Annotated in this window: 6 protein-coding genes; 3 read left to right on the forward strand and 3 right to left on the reverse strand. The window is 63.4% G+C overall.

Annotation, left to right across the window (positions count from 1 at the left end):
* Positions 1-78 precede the first annotated feature (78 nt).
* A complete protein-coding gene (locus GE027_RS04630; protein ID WP_237607273.1) occupies positions 79-1,926 on the forward strand; it encodes a chloride channel protein in 1,848 nt (615 codons plus the stop codon).
* 18 nt (positions 1,927-1,944) lie between these two features.
* Here the strand turns inward: GE027_RS04630 and GE027_RS04635 are convergent, their stop codons facing one another.
* Positions 1,945-3,351: an OprO/OprP family phosphate-selective porin gene (locus GE027_RS04635; RefSeq protein ID WP_153556010.1), complete on the reverse strand. Its 1,407-nt coding sequence runs from the start codon at positions 3,349-3,351 to the stop codon at positions 1,945-1,947.
* 489 nt (positions 3,352-3,840) lie between these two features.
* On the opposite strand from GE027_RS04635, the gene mgtE reads away from it, so the two are divergent.
* Complete coding sequence (gene mgtE, locus GE027_RS04645) at positions 3,841-5,244, forward strand: magnesium transporter (protein ID WP_153556012.1); 1,404 nt, start codon at positions 3,841-3,843, stop codon at positions 5,242-5,244.
* A 200-nt stretch (positions 5,245-5,444) separates the two neighbouring features.
* Here mgtE and GE027_RS04650 read toward each other — a convergent pair whose 3' ends face one another.
* Positions 5,445-5,687: a carbon storage regulator gene (locus GE027_RS04650; protein ID WP_153556013.1), complete on the reverse strand. Its 243-nt coding sequence runs from the start codon at positions 5,685-5,687 to the stop codon at positions 5,445-5,447.
* A 375-nt stretch (positions 5,688-6,062) separates the two neighbouring features.
* On the opposite strand from GE027_RS04650, the gene GE027_RS04655 reads away from it, so the two are divergent.
* A complete protein-coding gene (locus tag GE027_RS04655) occupies positions 6,063-7,625 on the forward strand; it encodes a bifunctional GNAT family N-acetyltransferase/carbon-nitrogen hydrolase family protein (protein ID WP_153556014.1) in 1,563 nt (520 codons plus the stop codon).
* A 226-nt stretch (positions 7,626-7,851) separates the two neighbouring features.
* Here the strand turns inward: GE027_RS04655 and GE027_RS04660 are convergent, their stop codons facing one another.
* Entirely contained in the window at positions 7,852-22,785 is a 14,934-nt protein-coding gene (locus GE027_RS04660; protein WP_237607275.1) for a CHRD domain-containing protein, read from the reverse strand.
* Positions 22,786-22,797: the final 12 nt, after the last annotated feature.

Consider the following 22,797-nt stretch of genomic DNA (forward strand, 5'->3'; position numbering starts at 1 on the left):
GCATGTGTGGTAAGAACATTTGCGGAACGGTTGGTCGGGTCGCGACGAGAGCGGGCGTATGGAGTTGGTAGAGGGTCTGTGAAGTTCATCAATCGCATCATCGATGCTCTGGATATCCGCTCGTCGGGGCGGTGGTTTTTCTATTCCGCGTTGGTGGGGGTCGCGGCCGGGGTTGGGGCGATCGCGTTTTACCTGCTCAGCCAACTGGTCATTCGCTTTGCGCTCGCCCAGTTTGCCGGATACACCCCGCCGATGCCGGCCGGGGAACAGCCGCTGTTCCCGCCGGCCGAGACGCCCTTGATGCCCTGGATGATCGTCGTCGTGATGACCCTGGGCGGACTGGTCTCCGGGACGTTGGTCTACTGGCTGGCCCCCGAAGCGGATGGTGCCGGGGGAAATACGGCGATCGATGCGTTTCACAATGGACGCGGCGATATTCGCGGGCGCGTGCCGCTGGTGAAAATGGTCGCTTCGGCGGTGACCCTCGGTACCGGCGGCTCGGGCGGTCAAGAAGGCCCGATCGCGCTGATCGGTGCGGGCATCGGGTCGTGGCTGGGCGCCCGGCTGAAACTATCGCATCGCGATCGCCGGATCCTGTTGGCCGCCGGAATGGGCGCGGGCGTCGGCGCGATCTTTCGCGCTCCCCTGGCCGGCGCCATCTTTGCCGGCGAGATCCTGTACAGCGACGCGGATCTGGAAGCGGACGTGATCGTGCCGGCGGCGACCGCTTCGATCGTCGCCTACAGCGTGTTCACCCAGGCGCTGCCGGCCGAGACGCGATTTTTGCCCCTGTTCGGCGAGAACCTGTACCACTCGTTCTCCTCGCCCGTGGAACTGTTGCCCTATAGCGCGCTGGCCGCGGTGCTGATCGCCGGAGGCATCCTGTACGTCAGCAGTTTCGATCTGGTCGGGCGACTGTTCGGACGGCTGCCCGTCGTGCGGCATCTGCGACCGGCCATCGGCGCGTTGCTGGCCGGGTTGGTCGGCATCGGTTTGTGGTACGTCTTCGCCGGCGATATGCGAGCTCTGGCCGTGCTTGGGATCGGCTACGGAACCCTCCACGAGACCTTGAACGCGGCCTCGGGCCTGGGCATTCCGCTGCTGTTGGCCATCGCGCTGACAAAGATTCTGACCACGTCGCTGACCATCGGTTCGGGAGGCAGCGGTGGGGTATTCGGTCCGTCGATGGTGATCGGCGGATGTTTGGGAGCGGCCGTGGGGCTGGTCTTTCAAGCGGCGATGCCGGCGCTGGCGATCGAGCCCGAGGCGTTTGCCGTGGTCGGCATGGCCGGCTTCTTTGCCGGAGTCGCCCGGGCGCCGATTTCGACGATCATCATGGTCCGTGCACTGACCGGCGACTTCGGGCTGTTGGTGCCCACGATGTTGGTCAGCACGTTGACGTTCATCACCTGCAACCGCTGGAAACTGTATCGCATGCAGGTGCCGACGCGGATGGATTCCAAAGCCCACCGCGGCGACTTCCTGGTGGATGTCCTCGAAGGGCTCCGGGTCCGCGACGTGTGCCAGAGCGCCCAGCACACGCTGTTGATCGATGAATCGATGACGCTGGACGAGATCGTGCATCTGTTGGCCGAGAACCAACAGCACTACTTTCCGGTGGTCGACCGCCAACAGAACATGGTGGGCATCTTTACCGACGACGACGTTCGCTCCTACCTCTACAACGACGCGATCTGGCGGCTGGCGGTCGCCGGGGACGTGATGACCAGCCCCTTCGTCAGCGTCGCTCCCGAGGACGACCTCAATACGGCGCTCAAACGGTTCACTTCGCTGAACGTCGACGAGCTGCCGGTGATCGATCCCGAAAAACCCCGCCAGTTGATCGGGATGCTGCGCCGAAAAGAAACCATCGCCGCCTACAACCAACGCCTGATGGAACACAAGCAAGCCGCCGCGGACGCCTGATTCCAGGTAACGCGTGGCTCAGAAATCCACTTGGGCCCGCAGCGCCGTGATGTCCGCAACGCTATGGGTGCCGGTGGGATCGTCGAGGGCGGCGCGGATGTAGTTGAACTGGAACTTGGTGTAGGGATTCAGGTACCAGTTCACGCCCAGCGTGACGTTGTTCAGCCGTCCGCCGCGGATGTTCTGGTCGGTCAGGTCCAGGTAGGACCAGCGTGCGGCCAGTTCCCAGGCGCCGATGCCTCCCTCTTTGCCGACGCTGCGCTGCGGGCGGACGCGTCCGAAGACACCCTTGTCGGTCTTGTAGGGGTGGTGTTCGCCGGTCAGGGTGTAGGCGACTTGAGCATATCCCGAGGGCAGGGTCACCGTGGGGCCGGCTAATTGGTCGATCACGCTGTAGAACATTTCCGACTGGGCGTACCACGCTCCGTGCGAGGCGGCCAGTTCGACGTTGAACTGGTTGATGTCGGCCGTGGGGACGACGCCCGTGTCGACAAAGACGGGAACCGTGCTGGGCACGCCAAGTGGCACGGCGCTGCCGGATTCGCTGACCGAGATCTCGGGTTGGCTGCGATAGCGGACCGCGTCGTTGGCTGGATCGATGTAGCTGTAGCCGCCGCCCAGGTGCAGGACGCCTTGGCCGTCGCCGTGGTTGATCAGCAGCGTGGTCCCGCGAGCGGCCAAGCCGTAGCCGCCGTTGTCGCCGATGTTGCCGGCGTAGGGGCCGGTGGGAAAGCGAAAGGCGGACACGGCCCAGGTGCCGACTTCCTCGTCGCTGCTGCCGTACAGCATCAACCCCGTCTGCCGAAACGGCAGGATGGCAAAGGGCAGGGCACGCTCCAGGAAACGCAGTTCCTTGATACTGGTTTGCCCGTCCATCCCGAACGGTTGCCGAAAGTATCCCACGCGCAGGTTACTGGAACCGACCACCTGGTCGATGTCCAACCAGTTATCCATAAAGGTCGGCCGGCCACCGAGCCCAAAGTCCATCTCCAGAAGGTACCGCACGTTGTCCCAGGCTCGCCCGGTGGCGCCGATGCGAGCTCGGCGGATGTCAATCCCGTCCTGGATGTCTCCCAGGGGCGACCCGTTCACGATCGCGTTGCGGTTGGCCGCGTCCTGATGAAACCAAGCCACGTCGGCTTGGATCAGCCCGGTGATCCGAACCGTCGGATACTCGGGCTCCTTCTTCGGCGGCGGACAGTAGACCACCGTGGATGGGGACTGCTGGGTCGCCTGAACCTCTGTTTCCAGTCGGTCGATTTGCTGCTGCATCTGCTGGAGCCGATCTTGGACATCGACAAAGATGTCTGGCGACTGCCCGCGGGCCGGGTCCAAGGAGTAAAGCGAGACGGCTATTGCCACCAAGAGCAACCGCAGCGGTGGAGTTGGACGGGCGACCGTGCGGCAGTTCGGGTGGCAATCCATCGCCTTGATCTTTCGGAGCTTGTCGAAGCGAGCCGGCAGCGTGCCTTCCCTGGCGACGCCAATACGATAGAGATAATTCGGTCGCTGCCGGACCCCGGGGCCAACAGCCCGCTGCTGCGCCGCACAATCGTAGCATCCGGCAGGTTCGCGCCCTACAAGCGGAATGGATGTTAGATGGGCCCCGTAGCTGGACTCGCTAGAGTTTGGCGTGCGAAGCTCGGGTGCAGCAGCCACTCCGTGGCTACTCGCCGATAGGAAGGCTCCGACGGCCCTCGCCGATCCCCAGCCCGAATGGAACCGGCATGGGGCTGGCGCTGTGCGACAAGATCGTTCGTCAGCACGACGGCAGCATCTCTTTTTCGCAGCGACGGCGAGGGCACCGAGTTCACTGTTCTGCTGCCCCTCCCTTGAACCGGCGGAAAACTTTAGGGTGAGTGCCGATTACTCGCGTCCCAGCCATTTGCGTCCCAGCCATTTGGAGCATGCACGATGTCATCCGATCCGCCCGCCGAAGACGCCGCGTCTGGGGAAACCGCTGTGGCGTCGCAGCGGCCCTGGGAGCAGGTGCTGCGGCTGTCCCTGGAAAACCGTCCGCAAGAATTGATTTCGCGGCTCGACGAGCTGTCGACGGCGGACCAGGCCCTGGTGCTGAGCCGACTGGATGAGCGGCAACGTCAGCAGGTGCTCGAAGCCCTGCCGCCGGACGGAGCGGCCGAATGGATCCAGAACCTGAATGAAGCCCAGGCTGCGGACGTGATCGGGACGCTCGAGGCCAGCACGGCCGCGGCGATTGTTCACAGCCTGCCCAGCGATGATCAGGCCGATGTGCTGGGCGACCTCTCGGCCGAACAGGCCGAAGCGATCCTGGATGCTTTGCCGCAGGACGAAGCTCTGGCCGTTCGCGAGCTGACTTCATTCGCCGACGACGTGGCCGGCGGCTTGATGATCCGCGAAGTGCTTCGCTTTGACGTCCAGATGACCGTCGCCGAGGTCATCGAGCAACTGCTTGCCAACGAGGAAGAGTACCGCGATCTGGATGTCTGGTACGGCTATGTTTGCGATGGCACCGGCCGGCTGATCGGTGTCCTGCCGATGCGCAACCTGTTGTTCGTCAACCGTTCGGCCGCCGTCCGGGACGTGATGATCGCCGATCCCTTGGCCCTGCCCGAAACGGCGCCCCTGGAGGAACTGGTCGAGTTCTTCGACACGCACGCGTTTCTGGGCGTGCCAGTGGTCGACAGCCGCGGCATACTCAAAGGCGTCGTCCACCGCGAGGCGGTGGATCACGAGTCGGTGCGAGCGGCCGAGAGCGATTATTTGAAAAGTCAGGGGATCGTCGGCGGCGAGGAACTGCGGACGATGCCGGTCTGGCTGCGAGCTCGCCGGCGACTCAGCTGGCTCAGCATCAACGTCCTACTGAATATCGGCGCCGCAGCCGTGATTGCGCTGTTCCAGGATACCCTGCAAGCGGTGATCGCCCTGGCCGTGTTCCTGCCGATCATCAGCGACATGAGCGGCTGCAGTGGCAATCAAGCGGTCGCCGTGACCATGCGCGAGCTGTCGATGGGCTTGATTCGTCCGGCGGAGCTGCTGCGCGTCTGGGGGCAGGAGTTAAGCGTGGGGCTGATCAACGGAACGGCCCTCGGGGCCCTGGTCGCGGCGGTCGCCGTGGTATTCAAGGGCAATCCGTATCTGGGGGTCGTCGTGGGGGTAGCTCTGTTCGCCAATACGATCATCGCCGTCTCGATCGGCGGTACCGTCCCGATGGTCCTGAAACGCTTCGGCTTCGACCCGGCCGTGGCCAGTGGCCCGTTGCTGACCACGGTCACCGACATGTGCGGTTTCTTTTTGGTGCTGGGCTTGGCCACGATGATGCTAGCCCAGCTGACCTAACGGCCGCATCCCCATTGGACCGTCGCGCAAGGACGTAGCTGATATCGCCAGACTTTGGACCTGGTTCGCCGCCTCGGTCCAACCGCTCGGTCCAATCTCTGGCGAGATCGGCCCTCCCCAAACGCCGCGACAGGCGACAGCAAGCGTAACCCGCGATAGCTTGCGTCGCTGCCGTTTCGAACGCCAGCAAGGATACCCCTCTAGGCGGCATCCTGGGCGTGATTCTTCAGTCCGGCTTGCCGCTTGCTGGCAGGAGCCTGGTTGATTGCACCCTGTTCGCGGGCGGCTTTGTCGAGCGGTTCCAAATCACCGCGGCGAATCGCCACTTCCTGAGGTGCTTCGATACCGATCTGCACGCGTCCGCCACGAATGTTTGTGACTTTGATGACGACGTCCGAGCCGATCTGGATCGTTTCACCTGCTTTGCGACTGAGAATCAACATGGTTCCATCCGTGTGTTTTGAGGACAAGTAAGACTCAAGTATTGGCCGTTGCCAGGGATCCGGCACCGCAGTGCCGCGATCTGGCTCGCCAAGTCAAGCAAGTGGTGGGCCAAACTGGCAGCAAAATTGCTAGAGTTTGCGAAACCTTAGACAAACCGGCGTTTTTTGCCGATTTTCGCAGGGTGCGGACGTGAGCCAGCGAATGCTAGCGTAAACCCAGGTGGTCGCTGACTGGTCGAGAAATTTTCAGCTTGGACGAATGGCGACCATTGGGGATGGCCCATTTGCCGTCATCTCCTTGTTCTACGCGGTCGACGCGACTTGCCCGAATCCAAGCGGCAGGCCCCGCCGACCCCCTTCCTGATTGGACGTTTTATGCAGCCGGAAATTGATGTCAGTGCCTTTGAATCCGAAGTGGTCGTGCGGCCGATGCGGCTGGAGGACTACCCGGAACTGGTGGCCCTGCAGCACAAGTGTTTTGCCGACATGGAACCCTGGGGACGCGATCAGATCGAGAGCCAGCTGGAACACTTTCCCGAGGGTCAGGCGGTGATCGAGTTCGACGGGCATGTCGTCGCCAGCAGCAGCAGTTTGCTGCTGAACTACGACGACGACCTCGAGTGGCACGACTGGAAGAAGACCGCCGATGGCGGCTACATCCGCAACCATCGCAGCGATGGCGACACGATGTACGGGATCGAAATGATGGTCGATCCGCAGTACCGGGGGATGCGGCTGTCGCGGCGCTTGTACGACTATCGCAAAGACCTGTGCCGCCGGCTGGGCATCCGCCGGATGATCATCGGCGGCCGGATCCCGGGTTACCACAAGCACGCCGACCAGCTGAAACCGACCGAGTACGTCGAGCGGGTGATCAACAAGTCACTGTACGACCCGGTCCTGACCGCTCAGATCGCCAACGGCTTTGCCCTGCAGGGATTGATCCCCAACTACCTGCCCTCGGACGTGCAGAGTTGCGGGTATGCGACGTTTCTGGAGTGGAAGAATCTGGACGTCAGTCTGGTCAAGGGACGGCGCTTCCGCCGCAACGTCCAGCCGGTGCGGATCGGCGCGGTGCAGTACCAGATGCGGCCCGTAGCGAACTTTGACGAGTTCGCCAAACAGGCTCGCTACTTTGTCGACGTCGCCGGCGACTACAAGTGCGACTTTCTGCTATTCCCCGAGCTGTTTACGACCCAGTTGCTGTCGTGCCTGCCCGCCCAGCGGCCGGGGATGGCCGCTCGCACCCTGGCCGAGTTCACGCCGCAGTACCTGGAGCTGTTCGCCGAACTGGCCGTCACGTTTGACTGCAACCTGATCGGCGGTTCGCAGTTCGTCGTCGAAGAGGACCGGCTGTACAACGTGTCCTTTCTGTTTCGCCGCGACGGCAGCATCGAGAAACAGTACAAACTGCACATCACCCCCAGCGAACGGCGTTGGTGGGGAGTGATGGGAGGCAGTGCGATCGAGGTGTTCGACACCGACTGCGGGCCGATCTCGATCCAGGTCTGTTACGACATCGAGTTCCCGGAGCTGAGCCGCATCGCAGCCGACAAGGGCGCGAACATCCTGTTCGTACCCTTCAACACCGATACGCGTCACGGGTACGTGCGAGTCCGAACCTGTGCTCAGGCGCGCTGTATCGAGAACCATGTCTACGTGGCGATCGCCGGATGCACGGGCAATCTGCCGTTTGTTGAAAACGCCGACATCCACTACGCCCAGACCGCTGTGTTTACTCCGGCCGATGTGGTGTTTCCCCGCGACGGGATCGGTGCCGAGGCGAATCCCAACATCGAAACGGTGATCATCCACGACGTCGATCTGGAGGTGCTGCGGCGGCACCGGCAGACCGGGGCGGTGCAGAACTGGCGCGACCGCCGCGGCGATCTGTACGGCGTCACCTACCGCGACGGCCAGCAGGACCGCCGGGTGTGAGGCGAGCATGGAGGTCGCCTCAGGCAGCCGAGTTTGCCGGCGGGCGATCGCAAGCGATTGCCAGTTGCGAAGCAACGACCGTCGATAGCCTGGGATGCAAATCCCAGGTCGGCGACACCCCACCCATTGAAAGTCGCGGAGCGACGACATGTGGTAGCCCCGGGTGCGAACCCGGGGTAGCGGGGACTGTTGCGCCTCCAAGCCTCCCGTCTTACACAACCTCGCCTTACAGCGTGCTGCGCAAGGCGTCGTTGTCGGCCCAGTCCAGCAGCAGTTCGTCCTCGTCTTCGTCGTCGGCGAAGACCGCGTCGACGGCTGCGGCGTAGCTGGCGGCCGTTCCCACAGCGGCTTCCGCTTGACCGCCCTCGCCCTGGCCGCCGCGACTGCGGCGATTCAGGTCGTTGATGATCTGCAGCACATCGGTCGGATCGATCCGGCGGTTGCCGTCGACGTCCAAGAAGTGACCGTCGAAGGCCTGCTGGACGCGCAGGGCCTGGGAGGGCTGGGCGGAGGTGATTCCGCGGTTCAGCGCGTTGACGACCAACAGGGCGTCGTAGGGCGTCACGTCGCCGCTGCCGTCGACGTCCAGCGGATTGTCCAGGTTGGTGAACCAACCGGTCGTGTCCAGCGGGGTGACGTCGCCGACCGGCGGGTCGAAATTGCCCAGGATCGGCAGGGCGAATTCGTCGCCGAACTGCGAGATCAGGTCGTTGCCCAGCGGGGCCGGGCTGTAGTCGTCGAACACGTCGCTGGGCAGGGCGTTGACCGCCGGCGGCATGACGGGCAGGGCACCGAAGGCGGGCGGATTGTCCGAGGCCAGGAAGTGGAACTCGCCCGATTGCTGGGGCAGTTGACCGTCGCGGTTGGGAACCCACAGAACGATGTCGTCGATGCCGTCCAGGTTGACGTCGCCGGCGACCGGCTTTTCGCCAAAACCGCTGAAGAAGAACGATAGCGTGTCGTCGACGGTGCCGTCGCGATCCAGGTCGAACTGGAACTGGCCGGTGTCGTTGTTGAACGTGGCCAGATCGTCGTTGCCGTCGCCGTTGAAGTCGCCGACCACGGGGATCCCACGCAGCTCCGTAGCAAAACGCTCGGTGCCGTCGATCATGTTGTCGCCGTTGACGTCCAGGTACCAGTTCTGGCCGTCGAAGCCGCCGATTTCGTCGCCGGGATGCGCGGGATCGAAATCGCCAGCGACCGGCAGCACGTTGACCTGGAAGAACATCGCGCCGACGGTGTCGCCGATGCCGTCGTCGTCGGTATCGATGAAGAACTCGTACTGGCCGTTAAAGCGACCGAAGGTTCCCATCTTGTCAAAGCCGCTGGCCGTCGCCGCACCGGCGGCGGCAAAGTTGCCGGCGAAGTAGGCGTCGGTCGTGGTGCCGAAGTGATAGATAAAGTCGCGGTTGGTTGCGTCGTTGTCTTCTCCTTCCGGATCCCAGACCATGTTGCCGTTGATGTCGACGTACACCAATTCCTGGCTCCACACGCCGACTTCCGGACGGCTGTCGACGGTAAAGCGAGCGACGAAGTCACCCCCGGCCAAGCCGTCGCCGGAAGGAAACAGCGGCGTGCCGACCGGTTCGGCGGCGTTGGATTCGCCGTCCAGAGCGTTGCCGGCCGGGTCGATGATGCTGTCGAGAAGCGTCAACGTGAAACGATCGTCGGGCAGCGGCTGGGCGAACTGCATGGTGATAAATCCGGTGGCCGGATTACCCGGCACCAGCGGCTGGACACCGGGCGCGTTCAAATCGCCATCGGAGGTGAACGTGACGCTGGTGGCCGCAATGACGCCCGAATGGTCGCCGACCAACGTCACCAGGCCCAGCGGAAGGACGTTGGGAACGACGGCCAGATTGGAAATCGCCGGGTACAGGAATGCGGCTACGCGGTCTGGCAGATCCTGGACGTTGATCGTCAGGCTGTCCACACGCGGCGTCGGTTCGGGCGAATCGGGCTTGAGCGTAAAGATGTCGAAGTCCGGCCGATCGGTGATGAACACGTCGGTGACCTGCGGGCCGCGGGTATCGATAAAGATGTCCAGTTCAAACGCCAAGCCGTTGCCGGACAGGTTGCCGGCCTGGTCTTCCGCCTGCACCAGGATCTTGCGGTCGCCGTCCACGCCCAGAACGCCCAAGCGATTCGGGTCGTTCATGTTGACCGTGCTGGTGATCTGCCACTCGCCATTGGGCGACTGGTTGGTGCCATCGGTCGGGACGGCCACCGTCTGGCCGATCAACACATCGGGCGGGCTGATCACACTGTTGCCGTCGATGTCGACGTACAGTCGGACGATCGAGTTGGCTTCGGCGCGGCCGAAGAAGGTGGGCGTGGTGTCGTTGGTGATCCGGTCGACCAGGGTGGCGGGCAGGGCCGCATCGCCGCTGTCGCTGTCGGGATGTAGGCCATCGCCGGCGACCGCCGCGTCGCCGAAGGAGACCGGCGGCGTGGCGGTGTCGACGATGATCTCCATCGACACACTGCGCGGTCCGAATCCGGTGGCCGGCGTCGTGGTGCCGTTGTCGGCATCGTTGTCCGCCGGGTCGATCATCTGCACGCGGCTGCTGATGAAATGGCTGCCCTCGGCCAGCGGCGTGGTAAAGGTAAAGGAGTAGACACCGTTGAGGCCGGCGATCGGCTGGGCGAAGCCCAACAGGACCGGGTTGTGGGTGTCGGTCTCGTCGTAGATCGCTACGCGGTAGCCCGCGGGCAGACCCACCGGACTGGCGGCCGTGGAGGCGATGTGGGGAATCGAAATCACTTCGTCCGGCGGAGCGGCACCGGGCGTGCCCGCGGCATTGCCCGGCAGGTCGTTCAGCAGCAGAGCGTCGTCCAGCCGCAGGAGGATCGTGGGCGTATTGTCCTGAGTGACGTTGTCGAACTGGCTGCGGCCGCTGTCGCTGACGCCCAGCACGTTCTGGATCGCGATCTGGCCGCGGACTTCGCCGCCGGGGTTGGCCGTGCTGTGCACGTTGATGTACGTGTCGCCGGCCAGCAAGGCCGCGATGTCGGCCGCGGCGCCCGAGAACGGTGCGTCGTCCAGCCGCAGCCGGATGCCGGAGGGTTCTTGAACCCAGCCGCCGACCCCGGCCGAAAGGGTCACGATAACCGGGCCGTTCGCGCCGACCGCACCGCGGTGGATGTGAGCGAACAGCAGTTCGGGGTCGTCCGTCGTGTCGGCCAGTTCCAGGCCGGCGACAAACAGGTCCAGATCAAAGGTGTTGGCCGCCGCGTCGTACTGGAAGTTGGCCGTGCCGTTGGCGTTGGTCGCCACCGCGGGGACTTCCTGGTCGCCGGTCAGGATCGTCAGGTTGTCGGCCAGTTCCAGGTCGAACGGTGTGGCCGGGGCATCGTTGACGACCGAAACGTTGTAGGCGTTGATCGCTCCGCTGGCGTTCAGGTTATCGCCAGCGGGCAGGCCGGCTCCGACCACTCGCAGATAATACGTCTGGCCCGCGACCGCGGGGATCCGCACCCGTTCGTCGTCGTCGGTGTCGTTGGTGCCAAAGGCGCCGCTGCCGGCGATTGCCAGCGGGACACCATTGACCAGGCCGTCGGCATCGAACACGGCGATGTCCAGGTCGCCGGCGCCGGGCAGGCCCGCGCGGCCGTTGGCCAGGGCACCTTGCTGGTGGAAGTAGACCTGGAAATCCAGCGTGCCGGTCCGCTCGGCCACCACGCGGTACCAGTCCTCGTCGCCGGGGGTGCCGAATTCGGCATCGACGCCGGGATCGATGTTGGGATCCAGGTTCAGGGCGCTGTCGGCACCGAGGAAGGTCGCCGTCGGCAGGGATTGATTCTGTTCGAAGGGATCGTACTTGAACACGAACAGGCGGCCATTGCCATCGTCGCCCGTGCCGCCGGTGACCGGCAGGACCGGATGCAAGCTGGCGTATTCGACGTCGCTGTACACGACCGGTGGCAGCGGGATGATGGGGTTGGCCGGGTTGCCGCCTTGGTAGGCGTACATCGTGAAGGAGCCTTCGCCATCGGTTTGGCCGAGGCGTTGGACCGTGGTGTCGCCGTCGCCATCGTCGACGACGGTCAGCCGATCGCTGGCCCCGGGAGCTCCGCCCTCGACGGTGATCCGCAGCATGTCGGCCGCCACCCCGGCGGCGACCAGGGCGTCATCGTGAGCGACGCGAATCGTATCGTCGCCTTCACCGGCGACGATGCGAACCTGTTCGACGGTGTTGATCACCAGCGTGTCGGTTTCCGTTCCGCCGCCACCCAGGACGCCATCGAAACCGTTGATCGTATTGCCGACTTCGTGCCGCAAGGTGGTCGCATCGTCCTGCCGCACGTCGATGCGATCATCCGAAGCGAAGCCTTCGACCAGGATGGTGTCGAAGCCCATGCCGCCGTCGAAGGTGTCTGCGCCCGGGCCGCCGACCATGGTGTCTTCACCGGTACCGCCGAAGAACAGTTGGTCGCCGGTCGAACCGCGGAGGAAGTCGTCGCCGTCGCCACCATCGGCCGTGTTGAACGCACCGCTGAGGTGGTCGTCGCCCAGGCCGCCTTCGAGCGTGGTGACGATGACCGCTTCGACACCGTCTTCGACTTCGATCAGGTCATCGCCTTGGTTGCCGTCGACGGTCAGGCTATCCGCATCGGTCGTGTTGCTGCGCAGGATGTTGACGTCGTACTGCAGTCCGGTGACTTTGATCGGACCCGAGAGGGCGACCGCTCCCACGCCACCGGCTCCGCCGCCCAGGGCGGTGATCAGCTCGTCGGTGGTCGTGAACTGGAAGGCCGCCGGATCGATGATCTGCAAGTTGGGCAGGCTGGATCCGGTACCCACGCCATAGGCTTTGATGTTTACACCCATGCCGCTCAGCGTGGCGACTTCATCCGCGGTTCCTCCGCCGCCATCACCGTCGGACAGGAAGATCATGTTGCCGTTGCCCGGCGTCGTTCCCAGCGTCGTAAAGGTACTGATCGCAGCATCGAGGGCATTCTCAAAATCGGTGCCGCCACCACTGACCAGGCCGCTGAGGGCTTGTTCGACGTCCAGCACGCCATCGGCATCCGCGTCGGCACTGGGCGTGGTAGATGTCTGCACGCCGGGGGCGACGGGATCGAGATCGATGGCCGTTCCCGTACTGTTAAAGGCCACGATGGACACATCCGCGACCGTTCCCAAGCCGCGAGCGATCAACTCTTGGTTCAGCCGGATGAAGCCGGCGATTTCCGCGTCCAGAATCGTATCGGACGTACCGTCGCCATTGAGGTCGCCGACGGGCGTGCCGGCAAAGCCACTGCTGGTGCTGCCCGAAACGTCGATCACGAACACCACATCGGGCTGGTTGCCCAGGATCAGTCCGCCCGGTTGGCCGATCACGGCCAAGTCATCGGCGATCCCGCGTCCTTCGACGCGGATCGATTCCGTATCCCCGTCCGGGCCGTTGTCGACGTTCAGGATCTGCAGATCGGTGTGGGTCAGTTCATTGACCTGGACGTTCTCGACGCCCGTACCACCGACGATATCGATCTGTTCGACGCTGCCGATGTCCAGCTGCACGCCGCCTTGGGTGCGATCGAGCAGGATGCGAACGCTGTCCAGGGCAGGGGTTTGAGCACTGAGCGTAAAGTCCTCAACAGCCACTTCGGCCGCGGTGGCTCCGTTGAAGACGACCACGTCATTGCCGGTACCGCCTTCGTTCAGGTCGCTGCCGTCGCCCTGATTCCAGATCAATCGGTCGGCGTCCGCGCCGCCGAACACACGGTCGCTGCCCGTGCCGCCGGTGATCGTATCGTTGCCGTCGCCGCCATCGATCGTGTCGTCGCCGCCGAGCCCGGAGATCGTGTCGTTGCCGCTGCCGCCGAAGATCAGGTCGGCCAGCGGGCTGCCCACGAGGATGTCGTCGCCCAGGCCGCCGAAGATCGTCGCGTCCTGCATGGCCGACGCGTCGACGTTGTCATCCCCGGCACCCGCATCGATGACCTTGCGGACGCCCGCCAAGTCCAGTGCCAGCGTGATGCTGTCGTTGCCGCCGAGCGATTCGACGCGGACTTCGGCAAAGCCCGTGTCGCCGGCCGTCACGTCGATGCCGTCCAGGGTGATCGTGTCGGTGTCCGAGGTGAAGCTGTCGTCCGCTTCGGTGCCGACGACGCACAGCACATCCTGGCTGTTGCCCGCGGACCGTACGATCAATTCGTTGTCCAAGCCGACCAGATTGGTCGGGTGGATGCTGAACACATCACTGCCGAAGCCGTTGTCGAGCGTGACGTCGTTGAAGCCAACAAAGTCGATGGATTCGCGGTCGTCGATTTGAATGCGGTCGCCAAAGATCGGTCCCGCATCGACCGTCCACTGGTTGTCCGATGCGTCCTCATTGACGGTCAAGTTATCGGTGTCGCCGCCATTGGCTTGCAGGAGCACGTGTTCGATGCCGACGTAGGGAATCGCCAATGCGCCGCCGCCGGCGACATCGACTTGTCCGTCACCGCGATCGAAGGCCGGGGTGACCGTGAATTCCTCATCCGTGCCGGCTGCGCCCACCACCGTCAACACGTCACTGCCGCCGGGGCCACCGCCGAACACGTCGACCCCCGCGTAGGGCTGCGGAGCGTTGATGTTGAAGCGGTCATTGCCATCGAGGCCGTCGAGCTTCAGATTTTCAACGCCGGTCTGGGTCAGCGCCAGGAAAGTGGTCGAGGGCGTGACCAGCGAGATCGCTCCGCTGGTCGCGGCCACGTCGAACACATCGTCCGAGGCGGTGCCGTGAGCCACCAAATTGTCCGTGCCTCCGGTGTCCGACACCGTCAACGCAGCGCCGCTGCCCAGGTTTTGATAGTGGACGGCCAGGGTCGTGTTGACCCGCAGCGAACCCTCGTCGAATCCGTTGCCAGGCGTATGAGTGATCGTATCGTCACCGGCCGGGGCTACGATTGAGAAGCTGTCGCCGGCCGCTTCGCCGTCGTACTCCAGTCGCTCGACACCGCCGGGATCGGACGTGTAATCCAGTCCCGGGCAGACCACGTTGAAGGGGCCGATGGTGATCAACGAGTCCGCACCGCCGTTGACGCCATCGTCCAGGCCGTCGTTGTTGTCGTCGATCAGCAGCGTTCCGGTATCGCTGCCGGTGGGGGTGTAGAGGATCGTGTCGGTGCCGGGGGTTTCCAGCACCAGCCGATCGCCGTCACCGGGTTCGCCGTCGGAGGGCGCGCCACCGGCGACGTACACATCGACGTCCCAGGAAGCGTCGTTGGGGGCGGGGGTTCGCAGCACGATGTCGTCGTCGCCGGCAGCCGCATCGACGTACAGCTCCGGAGTGTCCAAGAACAGTACCATCGGTCCGGCGTTCACCGATACCGTAAAGTCCTGGACGCCGTCGGCGAGCGCGTACGTCGACGCGTCGCGGGCGATGACGGTGATGTCGTCGTCGGCGTTGGTGCCGAGGATCAGGGCCTTCATCGCGGCGACCGCTGCCAGAGCTTCGATGTGGTCGTAGCTGATCCGGGCCGAACCGGCGACCAGGATGCCGCCTTCGTCGTTCTCTGGTCCCGATTCGAGCGTCACCGCGGCACCGCCTGCGTCGACGTTGATCGTGTCGCCGGCCGAGCTGCCGACGGGATCGCCGCCGTCGATAAATACCGGAATTTGGCCCGGCGTGACGTCGAAGGTGTCGTCGCCTTCGAGGCCAAAGACGCCTAGCGATTCGTTGTTGACGTAGGTGACCGTGCCGTCGTTGCCGGCCAGCGGAGCGTCATCGATGGCGACCGTGCCGGTCGTGACATCGACGTCGAACGTCTGCGCCAGGGCGTTGCCGACCACGTTCAGGGTGTCCTCGCCGCCGGCGAGGTCGACGTTGATCGCGCTAGCGCCGGTGTTGGTGTAACGGACCAGCGGTGCGGCTGGGTCGGCCAGCGGTTGGCCCAAGCGGTTCATGGTGTAGCCGTGTTCGAGGCGGCCGCTGTTTGCATCCAGTACGGTCACCGTCACGTCGTCGTCTTCGCCGGTGGCCACCACGTTCAGACCCACGCCGCCGGCGTCGGCATTGAGGGTTTCGATGCCGCTGTAGGCCACCGCGCCGAATCCGGCTTCGGCAACCGTTTGCAGCCCCAGATCGACCGTCACGGTCGCCCCGGCGCCGGTGAAGTTCAACACATCGCTGCCGCTGCCGGGATTGCCACCTTCGACAAGGATGCCGGGACCGCCAAACACGCCTGGGAAGAGATGGTCGCCGGGAATATTGAAAAGATCGTCGCCGCTGAGCCCATGCAGCAACACGGCGCCGCTGGCCGAAAGGTCGATGGGAACCGTATGCCGATTGGCATCGGAATCGGTAATGACCAGCACGCCCGAAGCGGCGAGGTCGAAGACGTCGTTGTCGCTGGTGCCACGGATCTCCACGGAGTCGTTGCGTCCGCCACCAGCGTCGAGAATCGTTACCAAACCGTCGGCATCCAGGCCGGCAAACGCCAGCGGCATGAAGCTGACGAAGGGAACGCCTGCTTGGGAATGCCCACGGATCGTGCCCGCATCGGGCGTCGCTGCGGGCTGGTACACCAGGTTGTCACCACCTGCCGGCGAAGTGTAGGTCAGAATGTCGCCGTCCCCCTGACCATCGATGAGGGCCGATTCGATCGTGTCCAGCGTGATGGCGACGGGGCCTGCGCCGGTAATGATCGCGTCGTTGTCGCTGCTGGGAGCGAAATCGATCACGTCCGGCCCCGTGGTTCCGCTGACGATGACCCGATCGCTGCCGCTGGTCGGATCACCGCCGTTGACCGTGATGCCGGTCAAGCCGGTCGGGGTGGCCGGATTGTTCAGGCTGATCGCATCATCACCGGCCCCGGCGTTGATCGTCAGCGTCGTCTTGTTGGCGAACTCGATCGATTCGAGCCGATCGATCGTGACTCGGCCCCAAGCCGCATTGTTGGGGCTTTGGTCGTAGGTGATCGCGTTGTCGGCTGGGTTGGCATTGACGACCAAGGGACCACCAACCAGGTCGATCACCGGTTCGAGTCCGGTGAACGAGACCGTTTGCGTGACGCCGCCGATCGTGATTTCGCTGAGGCCCTGGCCGGGATTGGGGCCGGGCGAATAGGTCGACGAGGTCGCCATGCCGCCGAGGAGGGTGAGGGCATCGAAGTCCTGGTCGCCGTCGTAGTGGATTGCAATCGGGATCGCTCCATTGACACTGTCGACGGTCAACGTGTCGTCACCGAGGCCGCCTTCGACGACGATACGGTCGATCCCCGACGTGTCGATCGATCCGCCGACAAAGTCGGTGTAAACGGTGGTGTCGCCGTTGACGGTGACGACCAAATGACCGGCCGGGTTCAAGCTGATGTCGATCGCATCATCGCCGGGCGTGCCCGGCACGTGGATCGCATCGCCGATCATTCCGGCCCCGGCACCCACGGCGTCGGTGCCGCCGTTGCCGATGAAGCTGTCGTCGCCATCGCCGCCGTCCATCGACTGGTCGATCGGTGCCCCGACGAACGCATCGTTACCATCCTCACCGCTCGCCCTGTTGAACCAGCCGCTCAGCGTGTCATCACCGGCGCCGGCGAACAGTTCGGTCGTGATCAGGGTTTCAACGCCTTGGTTGACATGGATCGTGTCGCCACCGGCGTTGCTGGCGATGGTCAACCGGTCGGCGGTGGTGGCGTCATCGAGCGCGACGTCATAGGACAGGCCTTGCACGCTCAGACGAGTTCCGTCGGGCGTGACTTGCAGCGTGTCGGCGGTGTGGCGGCCTTCGATCCTGACGGCTTCGGCGTCTGCTCCATCCAGATCGATTCGAACGTTGATCACTTCGGTTGTGAACAGGTCGCCGACCAGATAGCTGTCCGTGCCGCCGCGACCTTGAACGATCACGTCCTCGACGCCATGGTTGTCGATCAGCGTGCCGCCGATGAAGGCATTGAAGTGGGTGGGCGTACCGCCGGGGACCAGTCGGAACGCGTTGGCGCCTGCGCTACCGAAGAAGCGGAAGACGTCGGCGCCGTCGTTGCCGCCCTGATTGAAGTCAGTGCCGTCGCCTGGTTCCCAGATAAAGTTGTCGTCGCCCGCGCCGCCGAAGTTGTAATCGGTGCCGGGATCATCGGCCACACCGTTCGGAGCCAGTCCGGGGTTACCGAAGATGTCGCGGCCGTCTTCGCCGTGCTGGGTATCGCTTCCCAGACCGCCCATCAGGATGTCGTTACCGGCGCCGCCGTAGATGACGTCGTCCAGGTCGGAACCGCGGACCGTATCGTTGCCGATCCCCGCATGGATCTCGACATTCATGGCCGCACCGCCGTTGGTGAAGCCCGTCAAGTTGATGTCGTCGTCGCCGCCCAGGGTGTGCAGTTTCAAGGCTTCCAGGCCAGCGCCCAGCGTGACCGTGCTGCCATCGATGGTGATCGTCGAAGCGGTTGCGGTGACGGTGTCGACCACTTCGTCACCGTGCAGTTCGATCGTATCGGTACCGCCGCCGCCGGCCACGTCGGCAAAGTTGACCGTGGTCGCGCCGTCGTAAGTGAAAGCGATGCCCGGCGAGAGATTGTGCGTAAAGCGGCCATCGTTGCCGGCGCCCAGCGGGGTGACGGAGAAGATGTCGTTATCGGCGGTGCCCGTCACGGCAAAGGCCCCGCCGGCGGTGTCGACGTTGACGTGTTCGATGCCCGTGTAGGCAACCGCGCCCAAACCGGCTTCGGTCAGGGTTTTGGCGGTTAGGTCCAATGTGACCGCTCCGCCGGTCCCGGCGAAGTCCAGCGTATCGCTGCCGGTGCCGTTGTCGCCGCCGATGACGGTGACCGCTAGGGCGCTCGGCGCCACCGTGATCGCGTCATCGCCGCCGAGCGCATTGATGACGATGGCGGTAAAGGCCGAGACGTCCACCGTATTGGCAAAGCCCAGTTCGTTGGTGACCGTAACGATTCCCGCGGCACTGACGTCGATCGTATCGTCTTCGGCCGTGCCCTGAATGACCGCGGTTGTGCCCGTGACGGTGGCCGCTTCCATGCCCGCATACGTGGCCGACAGCAACGGCTCGCCGATCGCGGAAACGGGGTCGACGACTCCTGTACCTGGATCGCTGCCCGGCGTGATCGTGGCATTGGTGGTGGTCACGGTCATCGCATCGGAGGCGGCTTGCCCGACTCCATCCATCGCCAGCGATTCCACGTCCGACAGCAGATAGGCCATGGCGATCGCGCCGCCTTGTGTGACGATCCCACCGTTGGCAGCGGTGGGCGTGTAGGCAAACGTGTCGTCCGCCGGGGTGCCGATGATCTCGACCGAGTCGCTGCCTGCCGAGGGGGCACCGCCATTGACCGTAATCGACGCTAGGCCCGTGGGCACGATCGAGTTGTTCAAGCTGATCTCGTCGCTGCCGCCTAGGGCATTGATGGTCAACGCCGTGGCGTTTGCAAAGTTCATTAACTCAAAGCCGTCGATGGCCACGCGGCCAAGCGTCGCTGTGGGGCCTTGCGAGTAACTGATCGCGTTGTCCGCATCGTTGGCATTGATCACCAGGTTGGCGGTATTGGCTGTCCAGGTAATCGGCTCGAGGTTCTCAAAGTCGATCAACAGCGGTGGCGCAGCTCCCGTACTGGCGACGATCTGGCCGCTTCCTTCGTCGTGGCCGATGGTGTATTCAAGCAAGCTGGCCGGAACGGTCGGCGTTCCGGAGGCATCGATGGAATCCCGGCCGCTGCCGCCGTCAAAATCGATCGAAACACCGCTCTGCTCACTCGCGAGAAAGCCCAGCAGCAAACGGTCGTCGCCGCTTCCGCCCCGGTAGTTAATGTGACGCACCGGGACGGTGTCGAAACCAGGAGTCACGTTCGACGCGGGGCCTACGAAACGCAGGTCGTCGTTGCCGTCGCCTAGATCAAAATTGACCGTTTCGATACCCGTGATAGTGCGTACTTGGTAGAGGATGGCCGAGGTATCTGCATCGAAGACACGGACGGCGGGAACAATCAGCGGATTGGTTGTATCGAAATCAACCAAAACGTTTTCATTGCCGCTGGTTTGTGGCGTCGTGCCGTCGGTGCCATGCAGCGTGACCGTGTCGGTATCGTTCAGGAACCCATCGTTGTCGTTGATCACGATATCGGTATTGCCGACGTAGTCGATGTCGACGATCAACGACCCGTCGCTGGAATTGGTGACGACGATCTCGCCGTTGTCCGGACCCGAAGGTTTGACTTCGATGTGTTCGCTGACCATCCCACCGACGAGGGCCGTGTTGTAGATGATCAAGTCGGTTTGGGCACCATCAACGCCCGTTGGGTTGCCTTCATCGAAGAACACGTCGATCCCCCAGCCGCGCGGGGTGTCGTCGGCGTAGGGTGTGATTTCGAAGGTGTCGATGTCGTTGCCGGCGCTGGGTGTGCCCGGCGGTGGGTTTTGGTCGTCACCGAAGGCGTTCAGGTGCGTAACATCGTTGAATAATCGCGGCGTGCTGCCGTTGATCTCCAGCGTGCCTTCGCCCGTGCCTCCATCGGCATCGCCGGGAAAGTCGATATTCCGGCCGACGACCACGAAGTTGTCGTTTTGGTCCACGGCCGGTTCGTTGTTGTCGCCCACCAGGTTCAGCTTGCCGTTGCCGGGCGTCAGCACGACTTGCTCGATCGAGCTGTCGCGGATGCCGAAGACGTCGGCGCCGAAGGTGGTGGTGACCAGCGGCGGGGTGGCTTTGTCGCTGAACACATTCAATGAGCCCGGCGAAGCAAGGGTCAGGCGGTCGCCGACGGGCAAACCGTTGGGACCGAAAGCCAATCCCGGCAGGTTGCCGTTCAGCTGGATATGGAAGTCGGGCGAGGGCAGGGCGGTAAAATCGTCGGCGACGCCATTGGGCTGAGCCATCGCTTCGTCGCCACCGTTGACGATCAGGGCCGCTCGCTGCGAACTGGTCGCCGGACCGACCTGGACAAAGCTGGCCGCTGCCAGGCGAACATCGACCAGCGGACCATTGGCATTATTGGTCACCCGCACGCCGTCGGCGATGGCGGTGTTGGTTTCGATGTCGTCAAACGCATCGCCGGCTCCGAAGCCGGGAACCAGCACGCCCGGCCCGAAGCCGAAGTAGTCCAGCGTTCCGCCGGTCATTAGGTCCATTTCGGACGCGGCGTAGACGATCGCGCGATTACCTTGTCCGACCGTCCCCGTGTTACCGGTGCCATCCAACTCGATCCCGGCCGGTCCGATGCCGTGGATCGAAAGGTCCGGGCCCGTACCACCCCCGGCCACTCCTGGAAGACTGCCCCCGATGGATTCCGGAGGAAGGCTCACGTACGGACTGCCGCCCAAAAAGACGAGTGCCGCACGATCGCTATCTCGCAGCGCGACCGTCAAATCGTCGTCCGCAGAGGTGCCTTCGATGGTAACCAGGTCGTTGTCCGGTCCCAGCGAGTTAAAGACCAGCGTCTCCATCGTACGGACCCCAACCGGGATCGAAAAACCATCGCGGAGATCCAAGTCGCCCGCGGAGCCCAGGTAGTCATAAGTAAACGACCGCGCCGCAGCACTGTCGTCGTTGATGGTTAAACGATCGCGATTCTCGGAGTCGAGGCCTGGAGCATTGCCTTCGATCATCAGGTTCGACAACGGGGAATAGCTTGCAGCGGCCGAGCCCAGTTCGGTCGTAATGTTCAGTTCAAAGCTGTCGTTGCCCTGATTGCCTTGGAACGTATTACGGCCGCTCAGGCCGTCCCCATCGATCGTAAACACCTCCTCGCCGGAGTTACCAAAAATGGTTGTGCGGCCTCCGCTGAACTCGTCCGCCCCGGTGCCCTGCACATCGATCGTGTCGCTGCCGGTTCCCAACGCCAGTTGGATGATGTTGACATCGCCGTTGGTGTCGTAGCCAATGGTCGCCGGGGCGGCACCGATGATCTCTGCGTTGGTGAACGTTACCACGTCGGCATCGGTATCGCCGGAATCATCGACGTAAAGCTCGCCCACAGTTCCAGCGTCGTCCACATTGATATCGCCGAGAATAAAGTCTAGGGTGCTGACGCCGGTATTGAATTGAGCGAACGCCGTCGCAGTGTTGCCTCCGCTTCCCACAATCGCTCCGACGATCAACAGATCCAGTGGCACGCCACTTTCCGTGTCGACGTTTGTCGTAGTGCCTGCGGGCGTGGCCGCAACACGAATCTCATCGGCCGAACTGTCGCCGTTGAGATTGATCGTGGGCGCCGTCCAGCCCGCGTCCAGGTTGATCATCGAGATCGTGTCGGCGCTGGTATTGCCGTTAACCGTCAGCGACGTGGTCGGGTTGGTGAACGAGGTGTACTCGAAGGTAGATCCATCGATCGCCGACGTATTGGCTGTGGCCAGGCCGTTACCGGGGAAGTTCGTCGCCGTATCGTCGCCTAGCAATACGTCCGGATTGACGCCGGCGGGCAGATTAAAGATCGCGTTCGCGACCGTGCCCACGTTCAGCAACACCGGTTCGAGCCCGGTGTAGGTGATCACATCGCCGTCCAGGTTGACGCTGCCATCGTTGGCATTGGTGTAACCGGAACGAATGGTCGTGAATGTGCCATCGTTAACAATCAAGGTGTCGCCGTTGGTCTGTCCGCCACCGTCGTACGTAATCCCGCCGGCAGGCATGGGATTGCCGTTGACGTAATCCACGGTCAGCGTGTCGTCCCCGCCCATCGTCTCGACATCTAAAACAATTGTGTTGGTTGCCAAGACAGGAACGACTCCGGTGCCACCATTGGTCGTTCCTTGCACGCGAGTTGCAGCGCCGGATCGATCCACACGTAGACTGTCCACGCCGTTTCCGCCGCTGACGCGAAACGTTCCAACGTCGTCAATGACTACCTCACTGGACAGCTCAAAGTTCCCAAAGGTGATCTGGGTGCTGCCATAGCTAAGCTGTCCGCCGAAGTCGGTAACTTGTGAATTGCCAAAGAAATTGGTTTGATCTACACCGCCCATGGCAAAGCCATTCGGAACGTAGTTCCCAACGGCTGCCCCCCCGGCGTCAATCGACAAGTTGTCGGTCCCGAGCATTCCGTCGACAATAATGTCCACGCCCAAATCGCCAACAATCTCGATGTTGTCATCTGAGGTACCGCCGTAAACCAGGATGGGTTTGTCCAGCGGGATGCTGTAGTTGTATGACGTGCCACCAAGGCCGGGAACGGTGATCGCCGTGGTGTAGGTGCTCTCCTCAAAGGCAGTGACGGAAACATCGGCCATCGCACCGTTTCG

It is taken from the genome of Roseimaritima sediminicola (genome assembly GCF_009618275.1).
Taxonomy (GTDB): Bacteria; Planctomycetota; Planctomycetia; order Pirellulales; family Pirellulaceae; genus Roseimaritima; species Roseimaritima sediminicola.